Origin of the sequence: Paraburkholderia bengalensis (genome assembly GCF_037126505.1) — a bacterium.
GTDB lineage: Bacteria > Pseudomonadota > Gammaproteobacteria > Burkholderiales > Burkholderiaceae > Paraburkholderia > Paraburkholderia bengalensis.
This window is the reverse complement of record NZ_JACFYJ010000010.1, coordinates 1-16,163: the sequence shown is the minus strand read 5'-3', so window position 1 is coordinate 16,163 and position 16,163 is coordinate 1. Positions and strand designations below refer to the sequence as shown.

At 65.4% G+C, this 16,163-nt stretch carries 18 protein-coding genes and 1 pseudogene; 13 read left to right on the top strand and 6 right to left on the bottom strand.

Features of this window, described 5'->3' with window-relative positions:
• Positions 1-8 precede the first annotated feature (8 nt).
• Positions 9-944, bottom strand: a complete 936-nt coding sequence (locus H3V53_RS08905; RefSeq protein WP_336597642.1) for a transcriptional regulator GcvA — start codon at positions 942-944, stop codon at positions 9-11.
• A 110-nt stretch (positions 945-1,054) separates the two neighbouring features.
• Between H3V53_RS08905 and H3V53_RS08900 the strand changes: the two genes are divergently transcribed.
• Together H3V53_RS08900 and H3V53_RS08895 are read left to right on the top strand one after the other, a co-directional pair.
• Entirely contained in the window at positions 1,055-1,657 is a 603-nt protein-coding gene (locus tag H3V53_RS08900; protein WP_336597641.1) for a chromate transporter, read from the top strand.
• Positions 1,654-2,187, top strand: coding sequence for a chromate transporter (locus H3V53_RS08895; protein WP_054924723.1), 534 nt, complete (start codon positions 1,654-1,656; stop codon positions 2,185-2,187). The genes H3V53_RS08900 and H3V53_RS08895 overlap by 4 nt, the downstream gene beginning before the upstream one ends.
• Positions 2,188-2,194: 7 nt before the next feature.
• On the opposite strand, the gene H3V53_RS08890 is transcribed toward H3V53_RS08895, so the two are convergent.
• Entirely contained in the window at positions 2,195-3,721 is a 1,527-nt protein-coding gene (locus H3V53_RS08890) for an AMP nucleosidase (protein ID WP_054924724.1), read from the bottom strand.
• Positions 3,722-3,940: 219 nt separating this feature from the next.
• Between H3V53_RS08890 and H3V53_RS08885 the strand changes: the two genes are divergently transcribed.
• From H3V53_RS08885 to H3V53_RS08860, 6 genes are all read left to right on the top strand, one after another.
• Positions 3,941-4,348 (top strand): hypothetical protein, encoded by a 408-nt coding sequence (locus H3V53_RS08885; protein WP_054924725.1) that lies wholly within the window; start codon positions 3,941-3,943, stop codon positions 4,346-4,348.
• 154 nt (positions 4,349-4,502) lie between these two features.
• Positions 4,503-5,474 (top strand): homoserine kinase, encoded by a 972-nt coding sequence (locus tag H3V53_RS08880; protein ID WP_336597640.1) that lies wholly within the window; start codon positions 4,503-4,505, stop codon positions 5,472-5,474.
• An 18-nt stretch (positions 5,475-5,492) separates the two neighbouring features.
• Entirely contained in the window at positions 5,493-6,296 is an 804-nt protein-coding gene (locus tag H3V53_RS08875) for a BPSS1780 family membrane protein (RefSeq protein WP_336597639.1), read from the top strand.
• Positions 6,297-6,423: 127 nt separating this feature from the next.
• Complete coding sequence (locus H3V53_RS08870) at positions 6,424-6,879, top strand: transcriptional regulator, SarA/Rot family (protein WP_054924728.1); 456 nt, start codon at positions 6,424-6,426, stop codon at positions 6,877-6,879.
• Positions 6,880-7,035: 156 nt separating this feature from the next.
• A complete protein-coding gene (locus H3V53_RS08865; protein WP_054924729.1) occupies positions 7,036-7,455 on the top strand; it encodes an Ohr family peroxiredoxin in 420 nt (139 codons plus the stop codon).
• A gap of 174 nt (positions 7,456-7,629) precedes the next feature.
• Entirely contained in the window at positions 7,630-9,144 is a 1,515-nt protein-coding gene (locus tag H3V53_RS08860; RefSeq protein ID WP_336597638.1) for a cryptochrome/photolyase family protein, read from the top strand.
• A 55-nt stretch (positions 9,145-9,199) separates the two neighbouring features.
• On the opposite strand, the gene H3V53_RS08855 is transcribed toward H3V53_RS08860, so the two are convergent.
• Both H3V53_RS08855 and H3V53_RS08850 read right to left on the bottom strand, forming a co-directional pair.
• Positions 9,200-9,376, bottom strand: a complete 177-nt coding sequence (locus H3V53_RS08855) for a DUF3563 family protein (RefSeq protein WP_082427183.1) — start codon at positions 9,374-9,376, stop codon at positions 9,200-9,202.
• A gap of 131 nt (positions 9,377-9,507) precedes the next feature.
• Entirely contained in the window at positions 9,508-10,698 is a 1,191-nt protein-coding gene (locus tag H3V53_RS08850; RefSeq protein ID WP_336597637.1) for an extracellular catalytic domain type 1 short-chain-length polyhydroxyalkanoate depolymerase, read from the bottom strand.
• A gap of 317 nt (positions 10,699-11,015) precedes the next feature.
• On the opposite strand from H3V53_RS08850, the gene H3V53_RS08845 reads away from it, so the two are divergent.
• The 4 genes from H3V53_RS08845 (at position 11,016) to H3V53_RS08830 (ending at position 14,065) form a co-directional block, all read left to right on the top strand.
• On the top strand, positions 11,016-11,747 hold the full coding sequence (locus H3V53_RS08845; RefSeq protein ID WP_336597636.1) for a phosphatase PAP2 family protein: 732 nt from the start codon (positions 11,016-11,018) through the stop codon (positions 11,745-11,747).
• 116 nt (positions 11,748-11,863) lie between these two features.
• Entirely contained in the window at positions 11,864-12,643 is a 780-nt protein-coding gene (modA, locus tag H3V53_RS08840; RefSeq protein ID WP_336597635.1) for a molybdate ABC transporter substrate-binding protein, read from the top strand.
• Positions 12,644-12,687: 44 nt separating this feature from the next.
• Positions 12,688-13,362: a molybdate ABC transporter permease subunit gene (gene modB, locus H3V53_RS08835; protein ID WP_336597634.1), complete on the top strand. Its 675-nt coding sequence runs from the start codon at positions 12,688-12,690 to the stop codon at positions 13,360-13,362.
• 1 nt (position 13,363) lies between these two features.
• Entirely contained in the window at positions 13,364-14,065 is a 702-nt protein-coding gene (locus H3V53_RS08830; RefSeq protein WP_336597633.1) for an ATP-binding cassette domain-containing protein, read from the top strand.
• 61 nt (positions 14,066-14,126) lie between these two features.
• Here the strand turns inward: H3V53_RS08830 and H3V53_RS08825 are convergent, their stop codons facing one another.
• Positions 14,127-14,957 (bottom strand): TOBE domain-containing protein, encoded by an 831-nt coding sequence (locus H3V53_RS08825; protein ID WP_336597632.1) that lies wholly within the window; start codon positions 14,955-14,957, stop codon positions 14,127-14,129.
• Positions 14,958-15,047: 90 nt separating this feature from the next.
• Complete coding sequence (locus H3V53_RS08820; RefSeq protein ID WP_336597631.1) at positions 15,048-15,431, bottom strand: tautomerase family protein; 384 nt, start codon at positions 15,429-15,431, stop codon at positions 15,048-15,050.
• Between the two features lie 98 nt (positions 15,432-15,529).
• On the opposite strand from H3V53_RS08820, the pseudogene H3V53_RS08815 reads away from it, so the two are divergent.
• Positions 15,530-16,163, top strand: a pseudogene (locus tag H3V53_RS08815) (LysR family transcriptional regulator); the annotation flags it as partial.

Genomic DNA, 16,163 nt, shown 5'->3' with positions numbered 1-16,163 from the left:
AATCCTTCTTACTGCGATGCGGCGTGTGTCGTGCCGCGCTTCTTCTGTTCCGTCTCGCCCTCGTCGGGCTGCGCGGCCTGCGTTTCGAGCCAGCGGCAAAACTGCTCGACCAGCGGCGCATTCGCCACTTCGCGCCTCGCCACCCACCAATAGCCGCGCGCATCGATGCGCGGCCCCGCGAGCGGCGTCACGAGCCGCGCTGACGCGAGTTCGTCGTCGAGCAGCGGCATCGGACCGAGCGCAACACCCAAACCATCCACGGCAGCCTGCAGCGCCAGATAGAAATGGTCGAACGACTGTTTCTTGCGGCACTTCGCCTTGACGCCCGCCGCCTGCAGCCAGTGATGCCACGCGTCCGGCCGCGTATCGGAATGCAGCAGCACGTGACGCGAGAGGTCGTCCGCGGTGCGGATCGGCAAGCGACGCAGCAGCGCCGGACTGCATACGGGCAGCTCGCTCTCGTCGAGAAAGTGGCCGCTCGCGCAATTGGGCCAGTGCGCGGGCCCGCGCCGCACGGCCACATCGAAGCTGTCCAGCCGCTCGATGGGCTCGTTCGACGTCGCCAGGCGCAACTCGACGTTCGGCGCCATCCGCTGAAACTGCGACAGCCGCGGCAGCAGCCACTTCATCGCGAAAGTGGGCAGCGCGTTCACGCGCAACACGTGCACCACGCCCGTGTCGCGCAGCTGGTCGGTCGCAACGGCGATGCTGTCGAACGCGGCCTGCACCGTGGACAGATACCGCCGCCCGTCTTCCGTGAGACGCACGCGCTTGCCGTTGCGATGGAACACCTGCACGCCGACCCACGTCTCGAACGCTGCGACCTGCCGGCTGATTGCACCGTGCGTCACATGGAGCTCATCGGCGGCGGCCGTGAAGCTGTTGTGTCGCGCCGCGGCTTCGAAGGCGCGCAGCGCCGGAAATGGAGGAAGCTTGCGGTTCATCCTTGTGATTCTAGGTCACAAAGAACGGCTGAAGAAATCGTTTTGAGCGGGCGCGAAACGGCGCTACGCTTTCCCGCTTGTATTCCGCTTGTACTGGATAGCGAACCACCATGGATCAGCAACCCGACGCGCCGGGGCTCGCGCCCGCCCCGACCTCGCGCGAAATCTTCATGGGCTTTCTGGGCCTCGGCCTGACGTCGTTTGGCGGCGCGCTGCCACTCGCGCGGCGGACCATTGTCGAACGGCACCGCTGGCTGACGGGCGCCGAATTCACCGACCTGCTCGGCTTGTGCCAGTTTTTGCCGGGCGGCAACGTGATCAACCTGTCGGTGGCGCTCGGCATGCGCTTTCGCGGTTTGCGCGGCGCGCTGGCGGGCATTCTCGGCCTGATTGCCGGGCCGTCGCTGGTCGTCATCGCGCTCGGCGTGCTGTACGAGCACACCCAGGACGACCCGCGCATCAAACATCTGTTCGCCGGGCTCGCGGCGGCGGCGGCGGGGCTGCTGATCGCGATGGCCGTCAAGATCCTGCTGCCGTTGCGGCATGATCCGCGCGCCGCGGCCATCGCCGCGCTCGGCTTCGTGATCGCGCTGCTGCGCTTTCCGCTTCTGCCGACGATGCTCGTTTTGACGCCGCTCAGCATCGCCGTCGCGGCGCGTGTCGCGAAAGCCGAGGCGGCCCGCCCGGCGCAACAGGACGAGGCATCCAGATGATCGAAACGCTGATCGCGCTGGCCGTCATCTTCAGCCAGCTTTCGCTGCTCGCGTTCGGCGGCGGCAATACGATCCTGCCGGAGATGCAGCGGCAAGTCGTCGACGTGCATCACTGGATGCCAGCCAGCGAATTCAGCGCGCTGTTCGCGCTCGCGCAGGCCGCGCCCGGCCCGAACATGATGGTCGTGACGCTGGTCGGTTGGCACGTGGCCGGCTGGGCGGGGGTGCTGGTGACGTCGCTGGCGAAGTTCGGGCCGTCGTCGGTCGTGACCCTGCTCGCGATGCACGCCTGGAACCGCTTCAAGGACCGCCCGTGGCGGCGCATCGCGCAGAAAGGGCTGGTGCCCGTGACGGCGGGTCTCGTCGCGGCGAGCGCGCTGCTGATCGCAAGGGCTTCGGACGAGTCGTGGTTTGCGTGGGCCATTACGGGCGCTTGCGCGCTGCTCGCATTCAGAACGCGCATCCATCCGCTATGGCTGCTGGGAGGCGGCGCGCTGGCAGGGCTCGTCGCGCTCCCGTATTTCAGCTAGACAGCGTTCACTGAAACGCCACTTCCGCAAAGCTGCGCAGCTTGCGGCTATGCAGCTTGTGCAGCCCGTTGGTGCGCAGAATTTCCATCGCCTTCACGCCGATCTGCAGATGCTGGTCGACCTGCGCGCGATAGAACTGGTCGGCCATGCCGGGCAGTTTCAATTCGCCGTGCAGCGGTTTATCGGATACGCACAGCAACGTGCCGTACGGCACGCGAAACCGGAAACCGTTCGCGGCAATGGTTGCGCTTTCCATGTCGAGGGCAATGGCCCGGCTTTGCGACAGCCGCAGCACGGGCTCGCGATGATCGCGCAGTTCCCAGTTGCGATTGTCGACGCTCGCCACCGTGCCCGTGCGCATCACGCGCTTGAGTTCGGCGCCGTCGAGCTGCGTGACTTGAGCCACGGCGCGCTCCAGCGCGACCTGCACTTCGGCGAGCGCGGGAATCGGCACCCACAGCGGCAGATCGTCGTCGAGCACGTGATCCTCGCGCACATAGCCGTGCGCGAGCACGTAGTCGCCCAGACGCTGCGTGTTGCGCAGACCCGCGCAGTGGCCGAGCATGATCCACGCATGCGGGCGCAGCACGGCGATGTGGTCGGTAATCGTCTTCGCGTTCGATGGCCCGACGCCGATGTTGATCATCGTGATGCCGCTGCCGTCCGCGCGCTTCAGGTGGTAGGCAGGCATCTGCGGCAGGCGCGGCGGCGCGTGGCCTTCGTCGTCCTGTTCGCCGAGATTGGCGTTGTACGTGATCACGTCGCCGGGTTCGACGAACGACGTGTACTCGCTGCGATACGCGCGCAGATCGGCGTCGTCGGTCTTCGCCATCATCGTGCGGCCAAGCTTCACGAATTCGTCGATGTAGAACTGGTAGTTCGTGTACAGCACGTAGTTCTGGCAATGCGTGGGCGAGGTCGCCGTGTAGTGCTTCAGCCGATGCAGCGAAAAATCGACGCGCGCCGCCGTGAACAGCGCGAGCGGATGCGGCTCGCCCGGCAGCGGTTCGTACGTGCCGTTGACGATGCGGTCGTCGAGCAGCGCGAGATCGGGCGCGTCGAACACGTCGCGCATCGCGAGCAGGCGCTCGCGGTCCAGATCGCCTTCAAGATGGATACCTTCCGCGAACGCGAAGTGAATGGGAATGGGCTGATCGCTCACACCCACTTCCACCGACACATGATGGTTCTTCACCAGCAAACGCAATTGCTCGCGATAGTAATTGCCGAACAGATCGGGCCGCGTGACCGTGGTCTCGAACACGCCCGGGCCCGCGACGAAGCCATACGAGCGGCGCGAGTCGACATGCGTGTTGGTTTCCGTGCGCACGCGCACGAACGGATAGCACGCGCGCACGCGCCGGTCGAACGGCTCGTTGCGGCGGTAGCGCGCGAACGCGTCGCGCAGAAACGACGTGTTCGCTTCATAGATGGCGGACAGGCGCGTGACGGCGTCGGCGGCGTCGTCGAACGCCTCGGTCGGGAACGCGTTGGCGGGCATGTGCACCGCGCGTTGATTGGTCTCGTAGTTCATCTTCGTTCGCCTCGATGGATGCAACGACATTACCACGGAACCCGCGCATTCTGATGACCCGGCGCCTTCGCGGCGCCTGCCTGCGCGGCGTCGCGCGCGTTCTGACGCGCTTGCTGCGTGCCGCGCGGGAAGCGCGCAAAATAAGGCTATCGCCCGTCGCCGATGTCCGTGAGCAGCAGTGGATTTGCTAGAATTGGGCCACCTTTCCGGAGAAACATCATGAAGCCGCTCTTCCCCGTCGCCGTTGCGCTGATGCTTGCTGTCAGCGGCGCCGCGATGGCTGCCCAGCCCGCCCCGTCGTCGAAGCAGTCGCAGGCCGACGCAGACGCTCAAGCCGCAGCCAACGAACGGGCGGGTCTGCCGGATCTGAGAGCGATCAACCGCCCCGCGGCTGAAGTCAGCTCGAAAGTCGACATCAACCAGCCGCGCCAGCCGAGCTTCTACGAGCGCAGCGGCAACGGCACCGAAATCACCGAATACCGCGACAAGGGCAAGCCCGTCGAAATCGACGTCCGCTCGAACTTCGGCACGCGCTATCAGATGAGCGCGCCCACCGATACCTCGCCGAAGGTGTACGAATCCGGCAAGCCGCCTGCGCGCCTGCCGTCCGTGAACCTGCATTACTGATCGACGCGCGCGGGCGCCCGCCTGGCAAGGCGCGTCCGCCTTGCTTCAGGCCGATCCGCCCGCCATCCGGCGGCGCGACGCCGCTTTCAACCCGCTTGTCCCGACCTCGCACTGGCGCTACGCCAGCCGACCAACCTGATTCGACGCCCCACGCATGGCCGTTTTCACCGCTGTCACCGAAGCCCAGCTAGCAGACTGGATGCGCCACTACGATCTCGGCGAAGTCGTCGCCTTCCGCGGCATTACGTCCGGCATCGAGAACAGCAATTTCTTTCTGACGACCACACGCGGCGAATACGTCCTGACGATTTTCGAAAAGCTGACGGCGCAGCAACTGCCCTTCTATCTCGACCTGATGCGGCATCTGGCGTCGCATCGCGTGCCCGTGCCCGATCCGATGCCGCGCGACGACGGCGCCCTGTTCGGCATGCTCAACGGCAAGCCCGCGACGATCGTCACGAAGCTCGACGGCGCGCCCGAGCTCGCGCCGCACGCGGACCATTGCGTCGAAGTGGGCCAGATGCTCGCGCGTCTGCATCTGGCGGGCCGCGACTTCGCGCATCATCAGCCGAATCTGCGCAGCCTGCCATGGTGGCGCGAGACGGTGCCGAGCGTCCTGCCGTTTCTGACGGACGCCCAGAGTGCGCTGCTCACCAGCGAACTCGCGCATCAGGAAGCGTTCTTCGCGTCGGCGGATTATGCGTCGCTGCCCGGCGGCCCGTGCCATTGCGATCTGTTCCGCGACAACGTGCTGTTCGCGCATCCCGCGCCGGGCACGCATCACGAAGTGGCGCTCGGCGGTTTCTTCGATTTTTATTTCGCAGGCTGCGACAAGTGGCTGTTCGACGTCGCCGTGACGGTCAACGACTGGTGCGTCGATCTGCCCACGGGCAAGCTCGACGAGGCGCGCGTCGATGCGCTTTTGCGCGCCTATCAAACCGTTCGACCGTTCACGCCCGCCGAAAACCGGCACTGGAACGACATGTTGCGCGCGGGCGCGTATCGTTTCTGGGTCTCGCGCCTGTATGATTTCCACATGCCGCGCGCCGCCGAACTGCTCAAGCCGCATGATCCCGGCCATTTCGAGCGCATTCTCCGCGAGCGCCTTGCAGGCGCCGCACTCTAGGGTCTGTTGACACACCTCATGCAACTTATCGAAGTTCCGGCGAAAACCGGCTACGTGTGGTTCCGGCAAGGCATCTGGCTGTTCCGCCGGAACCCGCTTGCGTTTCTGACGCTGTTCTTCGCGTATCTGCTCGCGATGACGGCGATCTCGCTGATTCCCATCATCGGCAGCGTGTTGCCGTTGATGCTGATTCCGGGCGTCGCCGTGGGCTTCATGGCGGCCTGCCGCGATACGATCGCGGGCAAGCCGGTGCTGCCCACCATTCTCGTCGACGGTTTTCGCTCTTATGGCAGTCAGGTCGCGAAGCGCCTGCTGCTGCTCGGCGTGCTCTACATCATCGCAATGGCGATCGTGCTGACGGGCTCCGCGCTCGCGGACGGCGGCGTGCTGCTGCATCTGATGATCAGCGGCGAATCGATGCAGCCGGAAACGATCGCCAACAGCGATATCGCGCTCGCCGTGCTGACGGCGCTCGCGTTCTATGTGCCCGTCGCGATGCTGTTCTGGTTCGCGCCCGTTCTCGCTGCATGGCACGACGTCCCGACCATCAAGGCGATGTTCTTCAGCATCGTCAGTTGCTGGCGAAATCGCGGGGCGTTCATCGTGTATGGCGCGCTGTGGTTCGCCGTCGCCACGGTGGTGTCGTTTGGACTGTCGCAGCTGCTGCAGGCCCTCGGCGCGACCGACCTCGCGGTCGTCATCCTGATGCCCGCGTCGATCATCGTCACGACGATGCTCTACTGCTCGTTCTACGCGACCTATCGCGGCTGCTTCGGCGTTCAGTCGCCGAGCCAGCCGCTGCCGCCCGAGCCTTCACCCTGAGATACGCCGCGCCCGCGCGCGGCATGCGCTTCGCGCGCGATTGAGCATCCCGATTGCATCGGGCCGGTTTTGCGGCACAATGGTTTGCACGCAATCCATTCGCACGCTTCGCTTCAAGGGGACGCACATGACCCAGCGCACCGCATTTCCTGTCACGCTCGACGAGCAGCTCTGCTTCGCGCTGTATTCGACGTCCCTCGCGATGACCAAGGCCTACAAGCCGATTCTCGATCAGCTCGGCCTCACGTATCCGCAGTATCTGACGATGCTGATCCTGTGGGAAAGCGACGACGTCACCGTCAAGGACATCGCGGCGCGGCTGAATCTCGATTCGGCCACGGTCACACCGCTGCTCAAGCGGCTCGAGACTCAGGGCTACGTCGAACGCGTGCGCGGCACCGACGACGAACGGCTCGTATTCATCCGGCTGACGAAATCGGGCGTCGCGCTCAAGCGTGCCGCGCGCGACGTGCCCGAAGCCATCTTCTGCGCGACCCAACAGACACCCGAGTTCCTGATGCGGCTGCGTGACGATCTCCAGCAGTTGCGCGGCACGCTGAACGACCACCTCGAACGCTACTGACAGCGCGCGCCGTCGCACCTATCGTTTCGATAGGCAATTTAGTTTGCACACTAATGATTAGTTCGATATCTTTCGATTCATGCCAGTTCGATAGCGAAGGCGCGAAACACTGGCAAGCATTGACCCAATCACTGAAACCGATCAAGGAGTGTCAACATGAACGTACTGTACAAGGCAACGGCAACGAGCAATGGTGGTCGCGATGGTCGTGCGGTTTCGTCGGATAACGCGCTCGACGTGAAGCTCGCCGCGCCGCGCGAACTCGGCGGCAACGGCGCGCAGGGCACGAACCCGGAACAGCTGTTCGCGGCCGGTTACTCGGCGTGTTTCCTGAGCGCGATGAAGTTCGTGGCGGGGCAGCGCAAGCAGGCCGTCCCCGCCGAAACGACCGTAACCGCAGACGTCGGTGTCGGCCCGAACGACAAGGGCGGCTTCGCGCTGGACATCGAACTGCGCGTGTCGCTGCCGGGCCTCGACGCGGCGGCGGCGCAGGATCTGGTGAACGCAGCGCATCAGGTCTGCCCGTACTCGAACGCGACGCGCGGCAACGTCGACGTGCGCGTGAAGGTCGTCTAAGGCGGCTGGTTCAGCACGGCTTTTTTTCGTCGCGCAGCGCCCGCCTCTCGCAAGAGACGCGGGCGCTGCTTCATTTTTGCGTCGGTTCCCGACGCGTCCGGCATTGGGTTTGCGCGACGACGACACTATCATCGGACGTCCGCATCGACGGACGCGCCACCATCCCGACGACACATGACCCGCGCCCGCCAACTCGACGCACATTTTCAGAACGGACTTGTCTGGTTTCGCCGTGACCTGCGCACGGGCGACAACGCCGCCCTCTACTACGCGCTCAAGCATTGCGAGCGCGTCTGGTGCGTGTTCGTGTTCGACACGACGATTCTTCAACCGCTGATCGACTGGGCTCACAAGCGTGAGACGCGCGCCGGAAAAGTGAAAGATCAGCGGATCGAATTCATTCTGGCGTCGCTCGACGAACTCGACCGGTCGCTAAAAGACGGCGGAGGCGGACTGATCGTACTGCACGGGGATCCCGCCGACGTCATTCCGACGCTCGCCGCGCAGCTCGAAGCGCAGGCCGTGTTCGCCAATCACGATTACGAACCGGCGGCCATCGAACGCGACGAGACGGTCGCCGAGCGTCTTGGCGACGCAGGCCAGCAGCTGCTCACGTTCAAGGATCAGGTGATCTTCGAGCGCGACGAAGTGCTGAACGGACAAAACAAGCCATTTGCCGTTTTCACGCCCTACAAGAACGCGTGGCTAAAACAGCTGACGCCTTTCGATCTGAAACCGTATCCCGTCGAGCGCTATGCGCACCATCTCGCGAAGCCGCCGCGCGAGCTCGATCGCGCGTGGCCGACGCTCGAGCAAATGGGTTTCGCGCCCGGCAAGCTCGCGCAGACTCAACTTCAACCTGGCATGAGCGGCGCGCGGGCACGGCTCGAAGATTTCCTCACGCGCATCGACAGCTACGCCGAGCGGCGCGATTTTCCCGCCGCCGGCGGCACGAGCCACCTGTCCGTGCATCTGCGCTTTGGCACCGTGTCGATCCGCACGCTCGCGCGGCTCGCGCACGAGCGGTCGCTGCAACCCGACGGCGCGGGCGCGGCCACGTGGTTATCGGAGCTGATCTGGCGGGACTTCTACTTCATGATCCTCGCCCATCATCCGCAGATCGCGAAGGGGGCGCCGTTCAAGCCCGCGTTCGACAAACTGCGCTGGAAGACGGGCAAGGACGCCCACGTGCTGTTCGACGCCTGGTGCAACGGACGTACGGGCTATCCGCTCATCGACGCGGCGATGCTGCAACTGAACCAGACAGGCTTCATGCACAACCGTCTGCGGATGGTGACGGCGAGCTTTCTGGCGAAGGATCTGGGTATCGACTGGCGCCGCGGCGAGCGCTATTTCGAGGAAAAGCTCAACGACTTCGACTTCTCGGCGAATAACGGCGGCTGGCAATGGGCGGCATCGACGGGCTGCGACGCGCAGCCTTGGTTCCGCATCTTCAACCCGGTGACGCAATCGGAGAAATTCGACGCGCAGGGGTTCTTCATCAAGCGCTTCCTGCCGGAACTGGAACAGGTGCCCGCGAAGTGGGTTCACGCGCCGTGGCAGGCAAATCCCGACGATCTGAAGGAATGGGGTGTGGTGCTGGGGGAAACGTATCCGCAGCCTGTCGTCGATCATGCAAAAGCGCGCGAGGAAACCCTGGCGCGCTATGGCGTGATACGCCCGCGTTGAGCGGCAAATATAGGGCCGGCTTGCCGCCGGCCTGTGCACGCGCTGATCGCGATGCTTAGTGCTGGCTCATCCACGAGGGATGACGCAGCTTCGACTCGCGGTCGATCTTGCGCATGCGGAACTCGAGGTCGTACAGGTCCGTGGCTTCAGCCAGATACGCGTCGTTGCGTTCTTTGCTGATCTCGTCGTACGACTTCGTCAGGAACAGGAAAAGGCGGCTGAGCAGATACATGGTGAACCTCGAAATTGGCGTCAGGTGATTCTCACCTAGGGATAACCCGTATTATAGGGAAAACCCTAGGTCAACGCCAGTGTCAAAATTCGAGGTGTGGCGATTTGTCAACTCAGCGCCTCAATCGTCCGTCAACTGGCCCGCTGCCGGGCGCTTTCCGAGCCGCGGCCAGCCGTGCGCGTCGACTCCGCCCGGCGTTGGTAGCGGAAAAAATCCCATAGCAGACTGGACGCGTCCGGCCCTTTCGACGAATGGAACGGTATGGCGTCGTCGCCGCCGCTCCAGGCGTGGCCGAGCCCCTGCACGCGGCACAGGCGCACCACGCGCCGCCCACCGCGCGTGTAGTCGCGGGTCGTGACAGTCGCCTTATGGTCCTCCTTGACGTCGCCGACCCTGCGCAAACCTTGCGCATCGACGATGCCGTTCAGCCGCAAGAACTGCTCGGTCAGCTGTTGCGCATTGACGGGCGCCACGACGCGGTCGGCCTCGCCCTGCAGAATGATGGCGGGCATGCCGGGGTAGGCGGTCACGTCCGCGATCGCGTCGACGAGCGCGACGGGTTCCTGGCGCGCGCCGCGTCGCATCACGTCCATCGCGGTGATGCCGGAGTGCGCTTCGCCGAACGCCGGCCCGGAGTGCAGCGCGACGGCCGCGAAATGCTCCGGGAAATGCAGCGCCAGCAGCGACGCCAGCCCCGCACCCGCCGACAATCCCGCCACATACACGCGCTCGCGGTCGAATCCGTGCGCGTCGACCAGCGCATCGACGAGCGACACCACGGCGCGCGCCTCCGCGCGGCCCGCGCGCTCCGTATCGTCGTACCAGTGCCAGCAGCGGTGCGCGTGCGCGTGCTTCGACTGCTCGGGATAAACGACGGCGAATCCGTAGCGGTCGGCGAGCAGGTTCATGCGCGTGCCTTCGGCGAATTCGTCGATCGACTGCTGGCAGCCGTGCAGCATCACGACCAGCGGCGCGTGCTTGACCGGCTTGCCGGCGGGCAGATACAGCCCGTATTGCAAATGATTGACCAGACTGCCCGGCGCCGCGGGCGCCGAGTGGAACGAGCGGGTCCACGAACCGCTCGCCCACGCGGCAGCGCGCGGCCGCACGCGGGATTCGCGCGCGCCGCGCTGGGGCGTGTCGCGGGTCGTCGTCTTGCGGACCTTCGCGGAAGGCTTCGCCACCGTCGCGGCCGGGCGGGTCGCCGCGCGCGTCGATGGCCGCTTGGCGGCGCGCTTCAAGGTCGAACGGGCATGCTCCGTCTGGATCGCAAACAGGCGTTTCAGACCGCCTAGCCAGATCTTGGAGAAACTTTTTGGCATAGGGTTTTTCTCGCAAATAGGGATCAATGCTGTCCGCCTAAAGGCAGACTTGTGCAATGCACAATAACATCAATCCCCGTGCGATGCTGGCATCGACAGGGGCGCTTTTCCGAGAAAGCCCGAGGCGACGGGCTTTTGCGTCAGACGATTTCCGAATTGTCCTAACATCTGGCAGTTTTAGCGCTTTCTGTATGCGACTGCAGCAGAACACCCCCCTCTATACTTATAGAATTCGCGCGGCTCGCGCATATTCCTCGACGCTGTGTGGCCGAAGAGCCCGCCGTCCGCGCCCCGTCATACGTCGTGAACAACTACTTATGCTGCATCTGCCACCTCACCTCTGGTATTTGATTACGAGCTTCGGCGGCGCCGGCGTCACGCTGCCGCTGGCCTTCGCCATTGCGCTCTGGCTGGCCGTCGGTTATTCGTGGCGGCTCGCGGCCGGCTGGCTGTTTCTGCTCGGCGTGGCCATCGCGCTGGTGACGGCGACCAAGCTGGCGTTTCTCGGCTGGGGCGTGGGCCTGCGCGTGTGGGACTTCACAGGCCTGAGCGGACACGCGATGCTCGCCACCGCCGTGTTCCCCGTCGGCGCCTTGCTGGTGCTGCTGCCCGCGCCGCCCGCCGTGCGCGCGGCAGGCGTGGCGCTCGCACTGTTCGGCGGCGCGATGGTCGGCTTTTCGCGCGTGGTCATCGAGGCGCATTCGCCGTCAGAGGCCATTACCGGCTGCATCGTCGGTGCGCTGACGGCGCTCGTGTTCGTTCGCATCGCGTGGCACGCGACGCCGGGCCGCCTGCTGCCCATCGTCCCCGTCGCGCTGAGCCTGATGCTGGTCGCGCTCGGCCTGCACAACGTGCACGTGCCGACGCAGCGCTGGATCACGCATATCGCGCTGAAAGTGTCGGGTCACGATCATCCGTTCGTCCGCGCCCGCTGGAAAGCGATGCTCGACAACGGCATGCCTTTTTCGCCCTCGTCACCCGCCTCGCCTGCGCCGCCGCTGCAGAAAACTCGCAACGTCGCGGTGCCTTTGGCCGATTCCGACGCATAAATCACACGAATTCGGCTAGTTCGGCTCCGACATGTTCAACATGCCGACCGCTGTAGCCTCGCATATATTACGATGGCGTTTTCCACGTCGATCCGGTCCACCCCGCGCCACTTTCCATGTCCCTCCCGTCGATGATCCGCTTTCTGAAACCTGCCCTGCTCGCCGCAAGCGCGATTTCGTTTGCTGTCCGCGCGCAGGCTCGCGCCGACGAGATCGTCGTGTCGGCGGCAGCCAGTCTGACCAACGCGTTCAAGGCCGTCGGCGACGCGTATCAACAGCAGCATCCCGGCACCAGGCTGCTGTTCAACTTCGGCGCGTCCGACGTGCTGATGCAGCAGATCGTCAAGGGCGCGCCCGCCGACGTGTTTGCCTCCGCGGATCAAAAGGCGATGGACAAGGCCGCCGAGCAGAAGGTGATCTCCCCGTCGACGCGCAAGGACTTCGCCGCGAACTCGCTGGTGCTGATCGTGCCGACGGACAGCAAGCTCGCGCCGTCCAGCGTCAACGAGCTGAGTTCGCCGAACGTGAAGCGCGTCGCGTACGGCGACCCGGCGTCCGTGCCAGTAGGCCGCTACACGGAAGGCGCACTGAAGGCCGCGGGCGTGTGGGACGCCGTCAGCGCCAAGGGCGTGCTGGCGTCGAACGTGCGCCAGAGCCTCGATTACGTGTCACGCGGCGAGGTCGACGCGGGCTTCGTGTTCGGCACCGACGCCGCCCTGATGCCCGACAAGGTGAAAGTCGCGCTGACCGTGCCGACGACCACACCCATCCGCTATCCGATCGCGCAAGTGGAAGGCAGCAAGCACGCCGCCGACGCGCAGTCGTTCATCGCGTTCGTGCTGTCGCCGGCGGGGCAGGCGGTGCTCGCGAAGTACGGCTTCAGGCCAGCGCACTGAGCGACGCACTGAGCCTCCGCCAACCGAAGACACACGACGAGAACATGCAACAAGCCTGGATTCCGCTGATGTTGTCGCTGAAAGTCGCAGGCTGGGCGACGGCGCTGAACATCGTGTTCGGCGTGGCGTTCGGCTTCGGATTGTCGCGCTGGCGCTCGGGCGCGCGCGACCTGGTCGATTCGCTGCTGACGCTGCCGCTCGTGATGCCGCCGACCGTGCTCGGCTACTACCTGCTGGTGCTGCTCGGACGGCGGGGCGTGATCGGCGCGTGGCTCGACCGCATGGATATCCAGCTGGTGTTCACGTGGCAGGGCGCCGTGATCGCGTCGATGGTGGTCGCGTTTCCGCTCGTGCTGAAATCGGCGCGCGCCGCGTTCGAATCCGTCGATCCGCAGCTGGAGCGCGCGGCACGCACGCTCGGCATCAGTGAGACGGCCCTCTTCTTTCGCGTGACGCTGCCGCTCGCGTCGCGCGGCATCGCGGCGGGCGCGCTGCTCGCGTTCGCGCGGGCCCTCGGCGAGTTCGGCGCGACGCTGATGATCGCGGGCAATCTGCCCGGCCGCACGCAGACGCTTTCCGTGGCCGTCTACGCCGCCGTGCAGGCGGGCGACGACACCACGGCCAATTTTCTCGTGCTCGTCACGTCTGTCACGTGCGTCGTGATCCTCGTGCTCGCGGGACGGCTCGTGCCGCAACATTCGCTGATGACGTCCCGCTGATATGCCGCTCACCGTCGATATCCGCAAAACGCTGCGCACGGCCGAACGTCAGTTCGCGCTCGACATATCGTTCACAGCGAGCGCGCAGCGCATGGTGCTGTTCGGGCCGTCGGGCGCGGGCAAGAGCCTGACGCTGCAGGCGATCGCCGGGCTGCTGCGCCCCGACGAAGGCCGGATCACGCTGCACGGCGATGCGCTTTTCGATAGCGCGCGCGGCATCGACCAGAAGCCGCAGGCGCGCCGCCTCGCCTATCTGTTTCAGGACTACGCGCTGTTTCCGCATCTGAACGTGCGGCAGAACATCGGCTTCGGCGTGCATTCGGGCTGGCTGAATCCGGGGCGGCGCTTTTCGCATCCGCAGATCGACTACTGGCTCGACGCGCTCGATCTGCGCGGCGTGGCCGGACATCATCCCGCGCAACTGTCGGGCGGACAGCAGCAGCGCGTCGCGCTGGCGCGCGCGCTCGTCGCGCAGCCGCGCCTGCTGCTGCTCGACGAGCCGTTTTCCGCACTCGACTACGCGCTGCGCGATCGCATGCGCCGCGAACTGTCCGATCTGCAGACGCGGCTCGACATTCCCATGTTGTTGATCACGCACGACCCCGACGATGTCGCCGCGTTCGGCGACCAGGTCGTGCAGGTGTACGACGGCAGCGTGCGCGAAAACGCGTCGCTGAAGGACTACCCGCGCACGGTTTCGTAGCGCGGCTTGCTGTTCCTCGTGTTGCGTGTCCGGAAGGAAAAACGGGAAAACGGCGCGCCGCTCAGGCCGTCACGCCGAGAATCACGCTCGACGCCTTGAACGCAGCCACGATCGGCTGCCCTTGTCCAATACCGAGTTCCGCGAGGCTGTCGTTCGTGACGACGGCCGTCACGACCGCGCCGCCTGCGAGCGTCAGCGACACTTCCGCGTTCACCGCGCCGCGCTGCACGGCGGACACGGTGCCGCGCAGTCGATTGCGTGTCGACAGTCGTTCCGGCGTGCCATCGTCGGCGACGAGCATCACCGACGACGCCTTGATCAGCGCGACCGCCGCCGCGCCAACCGCGAGCCCCAGCGTCTCCGTGCTTTCGTGCGTGAGGACGGCGACCAGCGTTTCCCCGCCCGGCAGCGCCAGCGAGATTTCGTCGTTGATGGTGCCGCGCCGGATCGCGCTGACCTTGCCGTACAGCTGGTTGCGCGCGCTCGTCTTCAGGCCGATGCGGCCGATCAGCTGCCAGTCGTCGGTGAAACGGGCCACTGCGGCGCCCGCGCGTTCCAGAAACAGCCGGTGCTCGCGATCGACGGCGCGAAACGTGTCGATCAGCGCCTGCGCGCGCGGCGTGAGCTGCGTGCCGCCGCCGCCCTTGCCGCCCGTCGAGCGGATCACGAGCGCTTCGCCGGCCAGGTTGTTCATCGCGTCGACGGCATCCCACGCTGCCTTGTAGCTCATGCCAATGGCTTTCGCGCCGCCCGTGATCGAGCCCGTTTCGCCGATCGCGGCCAGCAGCGCGATGCGCTGCGCGCCGCCGAGCGTCTGCTCGCCCGCCCGGAACCATACGGAACCGCCGAATTGCAAAGCGTGCTGGGGAGCGTCGTTATTGTCGGTTGTCATGGCCCGCGTGCATGTCGTCGAAGGGGAGCGATGCGGCCCATTATAGCGACGCCCGTCTTGCTGCCCGCACGCGAGCCGGCCAGCGCGGACTCAGAGCGCGTACTGCGCAATCCCGTTGCCGAACGACCAGTTTTCCTTCAGCACTTCGACGAGATTCACGAACACGTCCTCGCGCCGGACGCCCGGATTCTCCGCGAGGTTGTCGGCGATGTGTTTGTAGAGCGCTTTTTTCTGCTCGACGGTGCGCGTGTTGTTCGCGGCGATCTGGATCAGCACGAGATCGGCGCTGCGCTCGATGTCGAGATAGTTCCGGCCGTACACGAAATTGCTTTCGTCGTGCTCGGTGATGACCATGAAGATGTCGTCTTCGGGTACCTTGAACTCGGCGATCAGCGCGCGCTGGATGCCTTGCGTCAGCGCCCGGCGATACTCCGCCGGTTTGCCGGCGCGCAATGCGATGCGGGTGAGAGGCATGTCGAACTCCTTTGAATGACGAGAAAGTGCATTCAGGTTAGTTCAGGTCTATCATTGTCACCAGACATTGATGGATATTTCATCTATTTTCGTTTGAAATGGACATGCTCGATCTGGACGCCGTGCGCGCGTTCGTGCTCGTTGCGGATCTGCGCAGCTTCACGCGTGCCGCCGACGCGCTCAACACCACGCAATCCGCCGTCAGCCTGAAGCTGAAGAGGCTCGAATCTCACCTGGGTAAGCAATTGCTGGAGCGAACGCCGCGCGTGGTGCGGCTGTCGGCGGATGGCGAAGCGTTTCTCGAAGGCGCGCGCGATCTGCTGTCGGCGCACGACCGGGCGCTCGGCGCGTTATCCGCCGACCGGCGGCGCCTCGTGCTCGGCCTGAGCGAGCACGTGGCGGGAACCGATCTGCCCGGGCTGCTCGCGCGCATCCATGCGCATGATCCGGGGCTGCTGCTGGAACTGCACATGGGCTTGTCGGGCGCGCTGCTGCAGCAATTCGACGAGAGGCGCCTCGACGCTGTCATCGCGCGTTCCGAGCCCGACGACTTGCCGCGCGACGATGGCCAGTTGCTCTTCACCGAGCCGCTCGCGTGGCTCGCGACGCCCGAATGGCAGCGCGAGCGGCGAACCGCTGCCGCTCGCTCTGCTCGCCGCGCCATGCAACGTCCGCGCAATCGCGCTGCGCACGCTCGACGGCGCGGGCCTGGCATGCGCGAGGCGTTTGTCG

What these genes read in the sequence shown, in the direction of transcription:
- H3V53_RS08890 (WP_054924724.1), bottom strand. Translation starts at nt 3,721, where the DNA reads ATGAACTACGAGACCAATCAACGCGCGGTGCACATGCCCGCCAACGCG.
- H3V53_RS08855 (WP_082427183.1), bottom strand. Translation starts at nt 9,376, where the DNA reads ATGTATCTGCTCAGCCGCCTTTTCCTGTTCCTGACGAAGTCGTACGAC.
- H3V53_RS08860 (WP_336597638.1), top strand. Translation starts at nt 7,630, where the DNA reads ATGACCCGCGCCCGCCAACTCGACGCACATTTTCAGAACGGACTTGTC.
- H3V53_RS08830 (WP_336597633.1), top strand. Translation starts at nt 13,364, where the DNA reads ATGCCGCTCACCGTCGATATCCGCAAAACGCTGCGCACGGCCGAACGT.
- H3V53_RS08865 (WP_054924729.1), top strand. Translation starts at nt 7,036, where the DNA reads ATGAACGTACTGTACAAGGCAACGGCAACGAGCAATGGTGGTCGCGAT.
- H3V53_RS08845 (WP_336597636.1), top strand. Translation starts at nt 11,016, where the DNA reads ATGCTGCATCTGCCACCTCACCTCTGGTATTTGATTACGAGCTTCGGC.
- H3V53_RS08895 (WP_054924723.1), top strand. Translation starts at nt 1,654, where the DNA reads ATGATCGAAACGCTGATCGCGCTGGCCGTCATCTTCAGCCAGCTTTCG.
- H3V53_RS08850 (WP_336597637.1), bottom strand. Translation starts at nt 10,698, where the DNA reads ATGCCAAAAAGTTTCTCCAAGATCTGGCTAGGCGGTCTGAAACGCCTG.
- H3V53_RS08870 (WP_054924728.1), top strand. Translation starts at nt 6,424, where the DNA reads ATGACCCAGCGCACCGCATTTCCTGTCACGCTCGACGAGCAGCTCTGC.
- modB (WP_336597634.1), top strand. Translation starts at nt 12,688, where the DNA reads ATGCAACAAGCCTGGATTCCGCTGATGTTGTCGCTGAAAGTCGCAGGC.
- modA (WP_336597635.1), top strand. Translation starts at nt 11,864, where the DNA reads ATGTCCCTCCCGTCGATGATCCGCTTTCTGAAACCTGCCCTGCTCGCC.
- H3V53_RS08880 (WP_336597640.1), top strand. Translation starts at nt 4,503, where the DNA reads ATGGCCGTTTTCACCGCTGTCACCGAAGCCCAGCTAGCAGACTGGATG.
- H3V53_RS08825 (WP_336597632.1), bottom strand. Translation starts at nt 14,957, where the DNA reads ATGACAACCGACAATAACGACGCTCCCCAGCACGCTTTGCAATTCGGC.
- H3V53_RS08875 (WP_336597639.1), top strand. Translation starts at nt 5,493, where the DNA reads ATGCAACTTATCGAAGTTCCGGCGAAAACCGGCTACGTGTGGTTCCGG.
- H3V53_RS08900 (WP_336597641.1), top strand. Translation starts at nt 1,055, where the DNA reads ATGGATCAGCAACCCGACGCGCCGGGGCTCGCGCCCGCCCCGACCTCG.
- H3V53_RS08905 (WP_336597642.1), bottom strand. Translation starts at nt 944, where the DNA reads ATGAACCGCAAGCTTCCTCCATTTCCGGCGCTGCGCGCCTTCGAAGCC.
- H3V53_RS08820 (WP_336597631.1), bottom strand. Translation starts at nt 15,431, where the DNA reads ATGCCTCTCACCCGCATCGCATTGCGCGCCGGCAAACCGGCGGAGTAT.
- H3V53_RS08885 (WP_054924725.1), top strand. Translation starts at nt 3,941, where the DNA reads ATGAAGCCGCTCTTCCCCGTCGCCGTTGCGCTGATGCTTGCTGTCAGC.